Source organism: Pseudarthrobacter phenanthrenivorans (assembly GCF_036455295.1).
Taxonomy (GTDB): Bacteria; Actinomycetota; Actinomycetes; order Actinomycetales; family Micrococcaceae; genus Arthrobacter; species Arthrobacter phenanthrenivorans_C.
Window position 1 is genome coordinate 92,500 of record NZ_JAYXNX010000009.1, and the last position, 14,133, is coordinate 106,632.

The window sequence follows — 14,133 nt, forward strand, 5'->3', positions numbered from 1 at the left end:
ACGGCAGTGGCCGGGCCGCAGAGTGATGGGTGTCACATCTGCGGTGCCCTGTCTGGATCAGGGCCTGCCGCCCGGTGTGTTCCGGCAACTCAATGAGGAGGAACGATGGGTAATGATGCCCATACTCCGGACGCAGCGGCGTCCGTGGACTTCGAGCAAGTCCAATCGACCGGGCAGTTCCAGGAATTGCGCAAGCGTCACCGCAGCTTTGTCTTCCCCATGGCAGTGGCCTTCCTGCTGTGGTACTTCGCCTACGTCCTGCTGGCCGACTACGCGGTGGATTTCATGTCCACCAAGGTCTGGGGCAACATCAACATCGGCCTGATCCTGGGCCTGCTCCAGTTCGTGTCCACGTTCGCCATCACCGGCTGGTACGTGCACTACTCCAACAAGCGGCTGGACCCCATCGCCACGGAAATCAGGCATGGCATCGAGGGGCACGAATTCGATAAGCACGGAAACCGAGTGGGCGGAGCCAACAAATGATCGCAATTCCCGCCGCGGTGGACGTCTCCGCCCTCAAGGACACCACCCTTTTGAATATGGGCATCTTCGCCCTGTTCGTGGCCGTGACCATGGTGATCGTGTTCCGCGCCAGCCGCAACAACAAGACCGCCGCCGACTACTACGCGGCGGGACGTTCGTTCACCGGCTCGCAGAACGGCACCGCCATTGCCGGGGACTACCTGTCGGCAGCATCCTTCCTGGGTATCACCGGTGCCATCGCCATCAACGGCTACGACGGGTTCATGTACTCCATCGGCTTCCTCGTGGCGTGGCTGGTGGCGCTGCTCCTGGTTGCCGAACTGCTGCGCAACACCGGTAAGTTCACCATGGCGGATGTGCTGTCCTTCCGGCTGAAGCAGCGCCCGGTCCGGATCGCCGCGGCCATCTCCACCCTCGCTGTCTGCTTCTTCTACCTTCTGGCGCAGATGGCCGGCGCGGGAAGCCTGATCTCCCTCCTGCTGGGTATCAGCGACTGGGGCGGACAGGCCCTGGTGATCATCGTCGTCGGCGCCCTCATGATCATGTACGTGCTGATCGGCGGCATGAAGGGCACCACCTGGGTGCAGATCATCAAAGCAATGCTGCTGATCGCCGGCGCGGCCGTCATGACGCTGTGGGTCCTGGCCATTTACGGCTTCAACCTCTCCGCACTCCTGGGCGGCGCCGTGGAGACCGCCAAGAACCCGGCCGTCCTCAACCCGGGCCTGCAGTACGGCAAGTCGGACACCTCCAAGCTGGACTTCATGTCCCTGGGCCTGGCGCTGGTGCTGGGCACCGCCGCCCTGCCACACGTGCTGATGCGCTTCTACACGGTCCCGACCGCCAAGGAAGCCCGCAAATCGGTCGTGTGGTCCATCTGGCTGATCGGTATCTTCTACCTGTTCACCCTGGTGCTGGGCTACGGCGCTGCGGCGCTGGTCGGCGCGGACACGATCAAGGGCGCCCCCGGCGGCGTCAACTCGGCTGCCCCGCTGCTGGCGTTCCACCTGGGCGGCCCGCTGCTGCTCGGCTTCATCTCCGCAGTCGCGTTTGCCACCATCCTCGCCGTGGTGGCCGGGTTGACCATCACGGCCGCCGCTTCCTTCGCGCACGACATCTACGCCAACGTCATCGCCAAGGGCAAGGCCGACGCCGCCACGGAAGTCCGGGTGGCCCGGCGCACCGTGGTGGTGATCGGCATCCTGGCCATCCTGGGCGGCATCTTCGCCAACGGGCAGAATGTGGCCTTCCTGGTGGCGCTCGCCTTCGCCGTGGCCGCCTCAGCGAACCTGCCCACCATCATCTACTCGCTGTTCTGGCGGAAGTTCACCACCCAGGGCGCGGTGTGGAGCATGTATGGCGGCCTGGCCTCAGCGATCCTGCTCATCGTGTTCTCTCCGGTGGTCTCCGGAGCCAAGACCTCGATGATTCCGGGGGCCAACTTCGCCCTCTTCCCGCTCAGCAACCCCGGCATCGTGTCCATCCCCCTGGCGTTCTTCCTGGGCTGGCTGGGCACCACGCTGGACAAGCGGCGGGAGGATGCCGCCAAGCAGGCCGAGATGGAGGTCCGTTCGTTGACCGGCATCGGCGCCGAAAAGGCCGTGGACCATTAGAAGGAACCCGGCTTAACGTGAAGAGCCTCCTGCCGCTGCCGCGGTAAGGAGGCTCTTTCGTTGGTCCGGATGGCTTCCGGTCGTTTTTTGTCCGACCCCGGGGGTTAGTGCTGGTGGTGTCCGCCGGGCACCAGGCTCCCGTGTTCGCCGTGCGGGACTGCATACTGGCCGGCCGTTGAGGCGGCGAGTCCCGGCGTCGTTATTCCTGCCACCAGCACGGCGCCGGCGAACGCCGCCAGCAAGAGCCGGGCCGGCCGCACGACTGCCGGTTGCTCCGGCAGCCCACCCTCCTGGCGGGCGCCTTGCCTTCCCAACCATCCGAGCGCGGCGAGGATCATCAGCGTCAGCAGGAGCGCCGAAAGCTGGGTCAGGCCGAGCCCGGAGGTGGCGGCGGTGGGGAAAGCCACGGCCGCCAGGTGCACGGCCGCCGCGGCTGCCAGCGCCGCGCGCGCCCATCGGCTGCCCACCAGCCGGTCCTTGGCCAGGAACATCACGGCCCCGGCCAGCAATGCGGCGCCCCAGAGTCCTGCCACGGCAGCCGCTGCGGTGATTTCGGGACCGGGAGCACCGGCCGCGAAGAGGCTTGAGGAGATGGCCAGGTTGACCGACCCTGCACCAAAGCCCGCGATCCCGGTGACCAGGCGAACCGTGGGGTGCGCCTGGGACACCGGTGGGGGCGCCGGGTGGTGGAATGTCGCTGTAGTCCTGGGTGCTCCCATGCCGGGCGTTGGCATCTTAGGCCCGGGCGGCGGCGGGAGCCTTGTCCAGGGACAGCCCGACGCCGAGCAGAAGTACCGCGCTGGCAAGGTGGAGGACGTTGTCCGCACCGTTCAGGGCGATGATGTTCAGCGGCGAGTTCAGCAGGAACAGGCCCACGATGCCCACCAGGAGGTAGACGGCGCCCACGGTGGCGTTCACTGTGCGGGCGCCGGCCGTTCCGCGGAGTCCGGCGAGGAGCAGCGCGGCGCCGATGGCAAGGTGGATGACGTTGTGCAGCGGGTTGACTTCAAAGATGATGAGGTTCGCGCCCTCGGTGGCTGCGAAACCGATGCCCGAGGTGACAGCGAAGCCCAGGAGGCCCACCAGCAGGTAGACGGCTCCGAAGACGGTGGCGATGAGGCGGTTGGGTGAATTGCGCATGGCCCGAATCCTTCCGTTGGGGCGGGTGGCTTGTTCCCGCCGGTTTGGGATCCCTGGGCGGGACCCTCGGAAGCGATTCGGATCATGCATGGCCGTGGATGGGTGGAAAGATCAGTACGCTTTCCATTTCCGCGGCTGCGTGGTTTTGGCTAGGCCGCAGGGCGCAGCTTGATGTTGACCATCCGGAGCTGGTCCCGGCCTTCGAACTTATAGGCAAGGTCCACTTTCTTGCCGGTGCAGCTGATCTGGCCCACCACTTCGGCAGACTTCACCCCGTTGTCGGTGGTCACCTTCAGGTCGTTGTAGGCGGGCGTGCAGGAGCTGTCCATTTCCAGGCTTTGCACCCCCGAGATGAAGGCCTCCTTGGAGAGCTGTTGCTGCAGGGCTGGGTCCAGGTACTGGTCGTACGCTGAGGCTGAGTCGCCCGCGATCACCTTCCTGGTGAAGTCGTCCGCAAGGCCCCTGGCCTGGTTGGTGGCACTGCCCACCACGTTCACCAGGATGACGACGCCGATGATCACCAGCAGCAGCACGGCACCGATGCTGCCAAGGACGATCCACAGTTTCCGCCGGCTCCGCTCCCGGGGCGGCTCGCCAGGCAGGCCGAACGGCGCCGGATGCTCCGGCATTGGGGGAAGCTGCTGCGGATAGCCCGCCGGGCCCTGCCGGTGCGGATCCTGGGGAATGCTCAAGGAATGGGCCTTCCATTGTGAACGGGCGCGCCGGCGCCGCGGGGTGGTCCGGACCTTCCCGGCCGGCACATGACTGGAACCAGCCTATAACCCCGCGCGCCGCCGTCGTATTTGCCGCAGGACGTCCGACGTCCGGTGCTGCCGCTAGGTTTCCTCGGAGCCCCGCTCCAGCAGGGGCTGTACCCGGAAGGGGATCAGCTCGCCCATGGCCAGGGCAGTGTCCGCCCTCTCCACCCCGTCACAGGCCAGGATCTTGCCGTTGATCCGAAACAGGTCCTCGGCATCCCGCGCCACCACGCGCAGCAACAAATCCGCGGACCCTGTCAGCCCGTACCCCTCCAGGACCTCCGGGATGGCTGCGATCTCCTCCGCCAGGCGCCCCAGCTTCTGCTGCTGGACATGCACCGAGATGAACGCCATAAGGGGGTACCCCAGTGCCGCCGGGTTGATCCTCCGTTCAAAGGACAGGAAGACGTGCTTTTTCTCCAGCTGGCCCATCCGCGCCTGGACCGTATTGCGGGACAGGCCAAGCTTTTGCGCCAAGGCAACAACGGTCCGGCGGGGATCCTGTGCCAGAGCCGACAGCAGCCGGGTGTCAGTGCCATCCAAAGCTCGCATAATGCGCAACGCTAGCACGGTGGGAGGGCGGCCGGCAGGGCACTTTGCTCAAAAAATTCCGTGGTGGTTGTACCCTCTGGCTCTTGTGAGTAGGGTCACAGTATCTGGGGCAATGACGCCCGGAAGGCCGGTGGCGGCAGGGGCCAAAAGCCCGGGAAACCACTGGTCAACGACGTACGAAGGTTGCGGCAATCGTGTCTACAGACGAAACGGGCCATGGCGGCGCAAAGACCCCCCAAAGCGCAGGAAACCCCGGGATAACCGGGCCGGAATTCCTGCAGCTCATCACCCCCGCGGGAGAGCGGATCAGCCATCCGGAGTTCGATTTCTGGGTCAAGGACGTCAGCGACGAGCAGTTGTGTTCCCTCTTCGAGGACATGACGGTCATCCGCCGCATCGATGTTGAGGCCACGGCCCTGCAGCGGCAGGGTGAACTGGCACTGTGGCCGCCACTCCTGGGCCAGGAGGCAGCCCAGATCGGGTCCGGGCGGTCCCTGCGGGCGGACGACTTCGTGTTCTCCAGCTACCGCGAGAACGGCGTCGCGTACTGCCGGGGCGTGGACCTGACCGACCTCCTCCGCGTATGGCGCGGCAACGCCTCCGGTGGCTGGGACCCCTACAGCATCAACATGGCAACGCCCCAGATCATTATCGGCGCCCAGACCCTACATGCCACCGGTTACGCCATGGGGATCCAGAATGACGGTGCCGATGCTGCGGCAATTACATACTTCGGCGACGGCGCCACGAGTGAGGGTGACGTTAACGAGGCGATGGTCTTCGCGGCCAGCTTCCAGGCGCCGGTGGTTTTCTTCTGCACGAACAACCACTGGGCCATCTCGGAGCCAGTGCGGCTCCAGTCCCATATCCAGCTTGCGGACCGGGCCACTGGTTTCGGCATCCCCAGCCTTCGGGTGGACGGCAACGATGTCTTGGCGGTCATGGCCGCCACCCGGCTGGCCCTTGACCGGGCGCGGCGCGGCGGGGGACCCACGTTCATCGAGGCCGTCAGCTACCGCATGGGTCCCCACACCACAGCCGATGACCCCACCCGCTACCGCGACGCCAACGAACTCGAGGACTGGGCCGCCAAGGATCCCGTCACCCGGCTCGCCGGCCTCCTGGCGCGGAAGGGCCTCCTGACCGCCGAGCTGCAGCAGCAGGTCAAGGACAAGGCCGACGCCGTCGCATCGGATATGCGCCGCGGCTGCACCACCATGCCTGATCCCCGGCCGATGGACATCTTCAAGCACGTCTACAGCACCCCCAACTCCTGGCTGGAACGCCAGGAGGACCATTACGCAAGGTATTTGGCCTCCTTCGGCGATCCCGCAGGTGCCGTTTCAGAGGAAGGTGCACGCTGATGACCCAGTTGACCTTTGCCCGCGCCATCAATGCCGGGCTGCGCAAATCGCTGGAAAACGACTCCAAGGTGGTTCTCCTCGGAGAGGACATTGGCACCCTGGGCGGCGTGTTCCGGGTGACCGACGGCCTGCAAAAGGACTTCGGCAAACACCGCGTGGTGGACACCCCGCTGGCCGAATCAGCGATTGTCGGCACGGCCGTCGGCCTGGCGTACCGGGGCTACCGGCCTGTGGTGGAAATCCAGTTCGACGGCTTCATCTACCCGGCATTCGACCAGATCGTCAGCCAGATGGCCAAGCTGCACTACCGCACGCGGGGTGCCGTGAAGATGCCCATCACCATCCGCGTCCCGTTCGGCGGCGGCATCGGCTCGCCCGAACACCATTCGGAGTCACCGGAAGCCTACTTCACCCACACCTCGGGCCTTCGGGTGGTCACGGTGGCCAACCCCCAGGACGCGTACACGGTGATTCAGCAGGCCATCTCCTGCGATGATCCGGTGCTGTACTTCGAACCCAAGCGGCGCTACCATGACAAAGGCGAGGTGGACGAGTCCGTGGATCCTGCCACGGCCCTGCCCATGGACAAGGCACGCCTGCTGACCGAGGGCAGCGACGTCACCCTGGTGGCCTACGGGCCCCTGGTCAGGACTGCCCTGGATGCTGCCTCCGCCGCCGCGGACGAAGGCATCTCCATCGAAGTCATCGACCTGCGCTCGCTGGCCCCCGTGGACTACGAACCCGTGGTGGCCTCGGTACGCAAGACCGGGCGCCTGGTGGTCACGCACGAGGCGGCGCAGTCCGGCGGCCTGGGCGCGGAAGTGGCGGCCAGCATTACGGAGCGGTGCTTCTACCACCTGGAGGCTGCCCCGGTCCGGGTCACCGGGTTCGACATCCCCTACCCGTACTCAAAGCTGGAAATGCACCACCTGCCCGGCCTGGACCGCATCCTGGACGGCGTGGACCGGGCCCTTGGCCGCCCCAATTCCCTGAGCGGCCTGGAAGGATGAGCGCCACCATGATCAAGGAATTCCGGCTCCCTGACCTGGGGGAGGGACTCACGGAGTCCGAAATCCTCAGCTGGAAAGTGGACGTTGGCGATACCGTCAGCCTGAACCAGGTCATCGCCGAGGTGGAAACCGCCAAGGCCGTGGTGGAGCTGCCCTCACCCTTCGCAGGGGTCATCAAGGAGCTTCACGAGCAACCCGGCTCCGTGGTGGAGGTGGGCAAGCCGATCGTCTCCTTCGAGGTAGCGGACGACGACGGCGGGTCGCCTTCACCGTCGTCCGGCGCCGTGTCCGCAGGGCCGGGGGAAGCGGCGGTGGAGACACCCAAACGGGAACCGAACCTGGTGGGTTACGGCGCCGTCGTCGAGGCTTCCGGACGGCCCACCCGCCGGCCGCGCAACTTCTCCCCGGTGGTTGAGCCTGTCGAAACCAAGCTTCCGGTGGTTGAGCCTGTCGAAACCAGGCCTGTCGAACCAGGTACTGCCGAACGCCCCCGGTCCACTCCTCCAGTCCGGAAGCTGGCCAAGGATCTGGGGGTGGACCTGGCCCAGGTTTCCGGCACCGGGCCGGGCGGCCTGATCACGCGGGAAGACGTCCAGGACTACGCCGGGCACGGGGAAGAGCCTGCCGCGCCCGCGACGGAGCATGTGGCCCCAGCCGGCGGGACGCGCCAGGGGGAGCGGGAGACGCGCGTCCCGATTAAAGGCGTCCGCAAGCACACTGCGGCGGCCATGGTGCAGAGCGCCTTTACCGCGCCCCATGCCACAGAATTCCTTACGGTGGACGTCACGCCGAGCCTTGAGCTGCTGGCCAAACTCAAGACCAGCAGGGCCTTTGCCGGCATCAAGCTGACGCCGTTGACGCTTGCCGCCAAAGCCGTCCTCGTTGCCCTGCGCCGTAATCCGTCGCTGAATTCGCGGTGGGACGAAGAGCGCCAGGAAATCGTCACGTTCAATTACGTGAACCTGGGCATCGCCGCCGCCACGCCCCGGGGGCTCACCGTCCCCAACATCAAGGATGCGGACGCGCTTCCCCTTCCACAGCTCGCCCAGGCGCTGACGGCGCTCGCCGAAACTGCGAGGGCAGGCAAGACGGCACCGGCCGACCTGTCCGGCGGCACCATCTCCATCACCAATATTGGCGTGTTTGGCATTGACGCGGGCACTCCCATCCTCAACCCCGGGGAGGCGGCCATCCTTGGCCTCGGTGCGGTGCGGACCTTGCCCTGGGAGTACCGGGGCGACGTGGCGCTGCGCCAGGTGATCACGCTGAGCCTGTCCTTCGACCACCGCCTGGTGGACGGCGAGCAAGGCTCCCGGTTCCTTGCCGACGTCGGCGCCATCCTGGCCGAGCCGGGAATGGTGCTGACCATGGTCTAAAGGGGGTGCGGGGCGCCCCCTGCGCTGTCAACCATCAGGGCTGCCAGCGCCATGCGCTCGAGCAGGGGGCGGGCCGCGCCGGCCGCGATCCGCCGGCCGTGGCTGCGGACGGAGTGCGGCGTGGAGTTGATGAGGCCGAACGTAGCGTGTGCCCGCATCCGGAGTTCGGCGGCGTCCGTGCCGGGGTGGACCTTGGCGAGGACGTCCACCCATAACTCAACGTAGCTTCGCTGCAGGGAGCGCACAGCGGACTGGTCCTGTTCGGAGAGGTTGCTGAGGTCCCGGTCCTGGACCCGGATCACATCGGGCTTGCCCAGCGCAAAGTCCACCTGGAACTCCACGAGCCGGCGCAGTGCAGCCGCGGGGTCGGTGCTGCTTTCCACCACTTGCCGCCCGCCGTCGAGCAGTTCCTGGCTCACGGTCACCAGGAGGTCGGCGAGGACTGCCTGCTTGCCGGGAAAGTGGCGGTAGACGGCGGGTCCGCTGACACCTGCCGCCGCGCCCAGGTCCTCGAGGGATACCCGGTTGAAGCCGTTGAGCGCGAACAGCGAAGCCGCGGCAGACAGCAGCGCCTGCCTGCGGTTCTCCTTGGCCTTGCCGCGCTGCGTGGTGGGAGCAGGCTGCGGCGTGACGGTTGGCTGCGCTGCATTGCTGGGTTGTGTTCCCGTGCTGGGCACTTTTCCTCCTCGGACCGACGCAGATTCTACCAAGACCGCCATGTGTTGGACATCACAGTTAATCGAGACTAACCTGAATTTCAGTTATTAGTCACTAACCGAGTTGGCGTCGAGCCGGCCCGGTCCAGACAGGAACGGATCGTCAATGGAGACCCTGGCCAGCCGGCTCGACCCCTCAAGCGAGTCCTTCCGCGCCAACCGGGAAGCGCAGCTGGCGCTCGCCGAAGACCTGCGGAAAAGGCTGGCGGACGCGGCGCTGGGCGGACCACAGAAATCGCGGGACCGCCATGTGGCCCGCGGCAAGTTGCTGCCGCGGGACCGGATCGACCAGTTGCTGGATGACGGCAGCCCGTTCCTGGAGGTCGCGCCGTTGGCCGCCAACGGGATGTACGGAGACGACGCTCCGGGCGCCGGGGTGATCGCGGGCATCGGCCTGGTGCACGGGCGGCAGGTCCTGGTCATCTCCAACGACGCCACCGTCAAGGGCGGCACCTACTATCCCATGACGGTCAAGAAGCACCTCCGCGCCCAGGAGATCGCCCTGGAGAACCGGCTGCCCTGCGTTTATTTGGTGGATTCAGGCGGGGCGTTCCTGCCCAAGCAGGACGAGGTGTTCCCGGACAAGGACCACTTCGGCAGGATCTTCTACAACCAGGCGCGCCTGTCGGCAGCCAAGATTCCGCAGATTGCCGCCGTCATGGGGTCCTGCACCGCCGGCGGCGCCTATGTCCCCGCCATGAGCGACGAGACGGTGATCGTCCGGAACCAGGGGACCATCTTCCTGGGCGGTCCGCCGCTGGTGAAGGCCGCCATCGGCGAGATCGTGACCGCGGAGGAACTCGGAGGCGGAGACGTGCATGCCCGGATTTCCGGGGTAACTGACCACCTGGCCGAAAACGATGAGCATGCCCTGCAGATCATCCGGGACATCGTTGCCACGCTGCCGCCCCCCGCAGCCCCCGCCTGGCAGGTGGAACCCGCCGTCGAACCCGCCGTGGACCCGGAAGGGCTCTATGGCGCCGTTCCCACGGACGTCAACGCCCCCTACGACGTCCATGAGGTCATCGCCCGGCTGGTGGACGGGAGCAGGTTCCACGAATTCAAGAAGGACTACGGCACTACCCTGGTGACCGGATTCGCCCGAATTGACGGGCACCCGGTAGGAATCGTGGCCAACAACGGCGTCCTGTTCAGCGAATCGTCCCTCAAAGGGGCGCATTTCATCGAACTGTGCGACCAGCGCGGCATCCCGCTGGTCTTCCTACAGAACATCTCCGGGTTCATGGTGGGCAGGGACGCCGAACAGGGCGGCATCGCCAAGAACGGCGCCAAGATGGTCACCGCCGTCGCCACCGCGCGCGTCCCCAAGCTGACGGTGGTCATCGGTGGCTCCTTCGGTGCGGGCAACTATTCCATGTGCGGCCGCGCGTACTCGCCACGGTTCCTGTGGATGTGGCCAGCAGCCCGGATCTCGGTGATGGGCGGCAACCAGGCTGCCAGCGTGCTGGCCACCGTGAAGAGGGACCAGTTCGAAGCGGCGGGGGAGGACTGGGCGGCCGAGGACGAGGAAGCCTTCAAAGCGCCCATCCGCCGGCAGTACGAGGACCAGGGCAGCCCCTACTACTCCACCGCCCGGCTGTGGGACGACGCCGTCATCGACCCCACCGATACCCGCACCATCCTGGGCCTGGCGCTCGACGTCGTCTCCCGCACCCCCTTGCCGGAGACCTCCTTCGGCCTCTTCCGGATGTGAGCCAGCAATGACCATGCAGACCAACACCTTCACCCGTGCCGGCACCAACCCTGCAGCCACCCCGCAGGAAGGTGCCCCGCCCCCGTTCAGCACCGTCCTTGTGGCCAACCGCGGCGAAATCGCCTCCCGCGTCATCCGGACACTGCGGCAGCTGGGAATCCGGTCCGTCGCCGTGTACAGCGACGCCGACGCCGGCGCGCGCCACGTGCGGGAAGCTGACACGGCCGTCCGGATTGGCCCCGCCGCGGCCGCGGACAGCTACCTGAGCATTGACGCCATCCTTGACGCGTGCCGGCAGTCCGGCGCCGACGCAGTCCACCCCGGCTACGGCTTCCTCAGCGAGAACGCCGATTTCGCCCGGGCGCTGGAACACGCCGGCATCACCTTCATCGGCCCCGGCGTGGAAGCCCTCAACGTCATGGGCGACAAGATCCGCGCGAAGAACCATGTGGCGGGGTACGGCGTGCCCGTGGTGCCCGGCATCGCCAGGCCCGGCATGACGGACAGTGAACTCGCCGAAGCTGCCGCCGCCGTCGGCTTTCCGCTCCTGATCAAGCCCTCGGCCGGTGGCGGCGGCAAAGGCATGCACGTCGTGGAAAAGCAGGCGGACCTCACAGCGGCGCTGGCCACGGCACGCCGTGTGGCTGCCGCGGCGTTCGGCGACGACACCCTGTTCCTGGAACGGCTGGTGACCACCCCGCGGCACATCGAGGTGCAGGTGCTGGCTGACAACCACGGCAACGTCATCCACCTGGGGGAGCGTGAATGCTCCCTCCAGCGCCGGCACCAGAAAGTCATCGAGGAAGCGCCGTCGCCCCTGCTGGAGGGCCTGTCGAACGGGACTGACGTCCGCGCACGGATCGGCGAGGCCGCCTGCAACGCTGCCCGCAGCGTGAACTACACGGGTGCCGGAACGGTCGAGTTCCTGGTGTCCGATGACGCGCCGGACGAGTTCTTCTTCATGGAGATGAACACCCGCCTGCAGGTGGAGCACCCGGTCACCGAAATGGTCACCGGCATCGACCTGGTGGAATGGCAGGTGCGGATCGCCGCCGGTGCGGAACTGACGCTCCGGCAGGCCGACGTCGGACTTTCGGGCCACGCTGTGGAGGCGAGGGTTTACGCAGAGGTGCCGGAAAAGAACTTCCTGCCGTCCACCGGGACGGTGCTCCAGCTGGATGAGCAGCCCGCAGGCACGGACAGCCGGGTCAGGGTGGATTCCTCACTGCTGGAAGGCCTGGAACTATCCGCGAACTACGACCCCATGATTTCCAAGGTGATCGCCTGGGGTGAGGACCGCACGGCCGCCCTGAATGCCCTGGACGGGGCCTTGTCCGGCTACACGGCCCTGGGCATCGACACCAACGTGGAGTACCTGCGGCTCCTGTTGAACGATCCCGACGTCCGTGCCGGGCAGTTGGATACCGGGCTGATTGAACGGAAGCTGCCGGCCCTGGACTTCCGGCACGTTGGCGAGCCCGAACTGGTGGCGGCTGCTCTCTACGCCCTCTCCCTGGAGCCGCAGGACAACACAGCTCCGGTGGGTGGCCCCTGGCAGGAGCGCAGCGGCTGGCGCCTGGGAGCGCCGGCGCCGCGCCGGGTCCATCTGGGAACGCCCGACGGCGGCGTGGCAACGGTGGCGGCCACCCCCGGTCGCCATGGTGGAGACCCGGCTGTGGTCGCGGTCAACGGCGGCGCGCGGCAGGCGGCCTCACTGCACATGTCGGCGGATGGCGGTGGTGCCGTCCTCACCCTTGACGGCGCGACGTGCGAGTACCAGGCGGCGGCCAGGCCGGGACCACCGGTTCAGCTCTTCCTGGGCAACGAGGGCTGGTCCTGCCGCCTGGAAGTCCTGACGCGGGAGGCACGGCTGGAACGGGTGCTGGCGGCAGTCCAGCGGCAGGAAGGTGCTGCCGATCCCGAGGTGCGCTCGCCAATGCCTGGAACCGTCGTGGCTGTTCCGGTCAGCGACGGCGACACGGTGCAGGCGGGTGAGGTCCTGCTGTCCGTGGAGGCCATGAAGATGGAACACCACCTCGTGGCCCCGCTGGCAGGAACGGTCCACCTCACCGCCCGCACCGGCGACCTCGTGAAGGCTGACCAGGTCCTGGCCACCATCCATCCCCAACCCGCTGCGGAAGCCGCTTCCGCGGATACCAACCCAGACACAACTGCAGACACCACTGCAGGCCAAGGCGAAGGAGCCTGACCATGACCGGTTTTGAACTCACCGAGGAATACCAGGACCTCAGCGACACCGTCCGCGACTTCGCCGACAACGTGGTGGCCCCGGTGTCCGCCAAGCACGACGAAGAGCACAGCTTCCCCTACGAAGTGGTGAAGCAGATGGCCGAAATGGGGCTGTTCGGGCTGCCGTTCCCGGAGGAATACGGCGGCATGGGCGGGGACTACTTCGCCTTGGCGCTGGCGCTGGAGCAGCTTGGCCGGGTGGACCAGTCCGTTGCCATCACCCTGGAAGCCGGGGTCTCCCTGGGAGCCATGCCCGTCTACCGGTTCGGCACGGACGCCCAAAAGCAGGAGTGGCTGCCCATGCTGGCGTCCGGCCAGGCGCTCGCGGGTTTCGGACTCACAGAACCCGAGGCCGGCTCCGACGCCGGTGGCACCAAGACCCACGCCCGGCGCGAGGACGGGAACTGGGTCATCAACGGCAACAAGGAATTCATCACCAACTCCGGTACCGACATCACCCGCCTGGTCACTGTCACAGCTGTCACCGGGCAGCAGGAACGCCCGGACGGCACCACCAGGAAGGACATCTCCACCATCCTGGTGCCCACCGACACCCCCGGCTTCAAGGCGGAAAAGCCCTACAACAAGGTGGGCTGGAACGCCTCCGACACCCACCCCTTGACCCTGAAGGACGTCCGGGTTCCGGAAGAAAACCTGCTGGGCGCGGAGGGGCGCGGGTACGCCAACTTCCTGTCCATCCTGGACGAGGGCAGGATTGCCATTGCGGCCCTGGCCACCGGAGCTGCCCAGGGCTGCGTGGACCTGTCCGTGAAATATGCCCAGGAACGCAAGGCGTTCGGCCACGAAATCGGCAAGTACCAGGCCGTGTCCTTCAAGATCGCGCGCATGGAAGCAAGGGCCCACACGGCCCGGCTGGCCTACTACGACGCGGCCGCCCGGATGCTCGCCGGGAAGCCGTTCAAGACCCAGGCGGCCATCGCTAAGATGGTCGCAGGCGAGGCGGCCATGGACAATGCGCGGGATGCCACCCAGGTATTCGGCGGCTATGGCTTCATCAACGAGTTCACCGTGGCACGCCACTACCGCGACTCCAAGATCCTTGAAGTGGGGGAGGGCACCACGGAGGTCCAGCTGATGCTGATCGCCCGCGAACTGGGACTGTAGTCCTGCGCCTGCCGCAGGAACCGTAGCCG

Annotated in this window: 13 protein-coding genes; 8 read left to right on the top strand and 5 right to left on the bottom strand. The window is 66.7% G+C overall.

The window, feature by feature from the left end; genetic code table 11:
- Positions 1–105 precede the first annotated feature (105 nt).
- The gene (locus VXJ37_RS13190) at positions 106–486 is read left to right on the top strand and encodes a DUF485 domain-containing protein (protein ID WP_141940733.1); all 381 of its coding nucleotides are present in this window, start codon (positions 106–108) and stop codon (positions 484–486) included.
- On the top strand, positions 483–2,099 hold the full coding sequence (locus VXJ37_RS13195; RefSeq protein WP_331323482.1) for a solute symporter family protein: 1,617 nt from the start codon (positions 483–485) through the stop codon (positions 2,097–2,099). The genes VXJ37_RS13190 and VXJ37_RS13195 overlap by 4 nt, the downstream gene beginning before the upstream one ends.
- Positions 2,100–2,203: 104 nt before the next feature.
- Here the strand turns inward: VXJ37_RS13195 and VXJ37_RS13200 are convergent, their stop codons facing one another.
- The 4 genes from VXJ37_RS13200 to VXJ37_RS13215 all read right to left on the bottom strand — a co-directional run bounded on the left by VXJ37_RS13200 (position 2,204) and on the right by VXJ37_RS13215 (position 4,549).
- On the bottom strand, positions 2,204–2,818 hold the full coding sequence (locus VXJ37_RS13200) for a hypothetical protein (RefSeq protein WP_331323483.1): 615 nt from the start codon (positions 2,816–2,818) through the stop codon (positions 2,204–2,206).
- A gap of 16 nt (positions 2,819–2,834) precedes the next feature.
- Positions 2,835–3,239: a DUF4383 domain-containing protein gene (locus VXJ37_RS13205; protein WP_141940735.1), complete on the bottom strand. Its 405-nt coding sequence runs from the start codon at positions 3,237–3,239 to the stop codon at positions 2,835–2,837.
- Between the two features lie 149 nt (positions 3,240–3,388).
- Complete coding sequence (locus VXJ37_RS13210) at positions 3,389–3,931, bottom strand: hypothetical protein (protein WP_331323484.1); 543 nt, start codon at positions 3,929–3,931, stop codon at positions 3,389–3,391.
- Between the two features lie 144 nt (positions 3,932–4,075).
- Entirely contained in the window at positions 4,076–4,549 is a 474-nt protein-coding gene (locus tag VXJ37_RS13215; protein ID WP_331323485.1) for an Lrp/AsnC family transcriptional regulator, read from the bottom strand.
- A 194-nt stretch (positions 4,550–4,743) separates the two neighbouring features.
- Here VXJ37_RS13215 and pdhA point away from each other — a divergent pair, with 194 nt between their 5' ends.
- The 3 genes from pdhA to VXJ37_RS13230 are packed head-to-tail and all read left to right on the top strand — an operon-like array spanning position 4,744 to position 8,299.
- Positions 4,744–5,913 carry a pyruvate dehydrogenase (acetyl-transferring) E1 component subunit alpha gene (pdhA, locus tag VXJ37_RS13220; RefSeq protein ID WP_331323486.1) on the top strand — a complete coding sequence of 390 codons (1,170 nt, stop codon included), beginning with the start codon at positions 4,744–4,746 and terminating at the stop codon, positions 5,911–5,913.
- On the top strand, positions 5,913–6,923 hold the full coding sequence (locus VXJ37_RS13225) for an alpha-ketoacid dehydrogenase subunit beta (RefSeq protein ID WP_331323487.1): 1,011 nt from the start codon (positions 5,913–5,915) through the stop codon (positions 6,921–6,923). Before pdhA ends, VXJ37_RS13225 begins: the two co-directional genes overlap by 1 nt.
- A gap of 8 nt (positions 6,924–6,931) precedes the next feature.
- Positions 6,932–8,299, top strand: a complete 1,368-nt coding sequence (locus VXJ37_RS13230) for a dihydrolipoamide acetyltransferase family protein (RefSeq protein ID WP_331323488.1) — start codon at positions 6,932–6,934, stop codon at positions 8,297–8,299.
- Here VXJ37_RS13230 and VXJ37_RS13235 read toward each other — a convergent pair.
- Positions 8,296–8,976, bottom strand: coding sequence for an SACE_7040 family transcriptional regulator (locus VXJ37_RS13235; RefSeq protein WP_331323489.1), 681 nt, complete (start codon positions 8,974–8,976; stop codon positions 8,296–8,298). The genes VXJ37_RS13230 and VXJ37_RS13235 overlap by 4 nt on opposite strands.
- Positions 8,977–9,121: 145 nt before the next feature.
- Between VXJ37_RS13235 and VXJ37_RS13240 the strand changes: the two genes are divergently transcribed.
- From VXJ37_RS13240 to VXJ37_RS13250, 3 genes are read left to right on the top strand one after another with little or no spacing between them, the layout of a single operon-like run.
- Positions 9,122–10,729: a carboxyl transferase domain-containing protein gene (locus VXJ37_RS13240; protein WP_331323490.1), complete on the top strand. Its 1,608-nt coding sequence runs from the start codon at positions 9,122–9,124 to the stop codon at positions 10,727–10,729.
- A gap of 7 nt (positions 10,730–10,736) precedes the next feature.
- A complete protein-coding gene (locus VXJ37_RS13245; protein ID WP_331323491.1) occupies positions 10,737–12,938 on the top strand; it encodes an acetyl/propionyl/methylcrotonyl-CoA carboxylase subunit alpha in 2,202 nt (733 codons plus the stop codon).
- A gap of 2 nt (positions 12,939–12,940) precedes the next feature.
- Positions 12,941–14,104, top strand: coding sequence for an acyl-CoA dehydrogenase family protein (locus tag VXJ37_RS13250; RefSeq protein ID WP_331323492.1), 1,164 nt, complete (start codon positions 12,941–12,943; stop codon positions 14,102–14,104).
- Positions 14,105–14,133 lie beyond the last annotated feature (29 nt).

Excerpts from the sequence above, each read along its gene's own strand:
- VXJ37_RS13245 (WP_331323491.1), top strand. The coding sequence starts at position 10,737 with ATGACCATGCAGACCAACACCTTCACCCGTGCCGGCACCAACCCTGCA.
- VXJ37_RS13250 (WP_331323492.1), top strand. The coding sequence starts at position 12,941 with ATGACCGGTTTTGAACTCACCGAGGAATACCAGGACCTCAGCGACACC.
- VXJ37_RS13230 (WP_331323488.1), top strand. The coding sequence starts at position 6,932 with ATGATCAAGGAATTCCGGCTCCCTGACCTGGGGGAGGGACTCACGGAG.
- VXJ37_RS13205 (WP_141940735.1), bottom strand. The coding sequence starts at position 3,239 with ATGCGCAATTCACCCAACCGCCTCATCGCCACCGTCTTCGGAGCCGTC.
- VXJ37_RS13190 (WP_141940733.1), top strand. The coding sequence starts at position 106 with ATGGGTAATGATGCCCATACTCCGGACGCAGCGGCGTCCGTGGACTTC.
- VXJ37_RS13200 (WP_331323483.1), bottom strand. The coding sequence starts at position 2,818 with ATGGGAGCACCCAGGACTACAGCGACATTCCACCACCCGGCGCCCCCA.
- VXJ37_RS13240 (WP_331323490.1), top strand. The coding sequence starts at position 9,122 with ATGGAGACCCTGGCCAGCCGGCTCGACCCCTCAAGCGAGTCCTTCCGC.
- VXJ37_RS13225 (WP_331323487.1), top strand. The coding sequence starts at position 5,913 with ATGACCCAGTTGACCTTTGCCCGCGCCATCAATGCCGGGCTGCGCAAA.
- VXJ37_RS13195 (WP_331323482.1), top strand. The coding sequence starts at position 483 with ATGATCGCAATTCCCGCCGCGGTGGACGTCTCCGCCCTCAAGGACACC.
- VXJ37_RS13215 (WP_331323485.1), bottom strand. The coding sequence starts at position 4,549 with ATGCGAGCTTTGGATGGCACTGACACCCGGCTGCTGTCGGCTCTGGCA.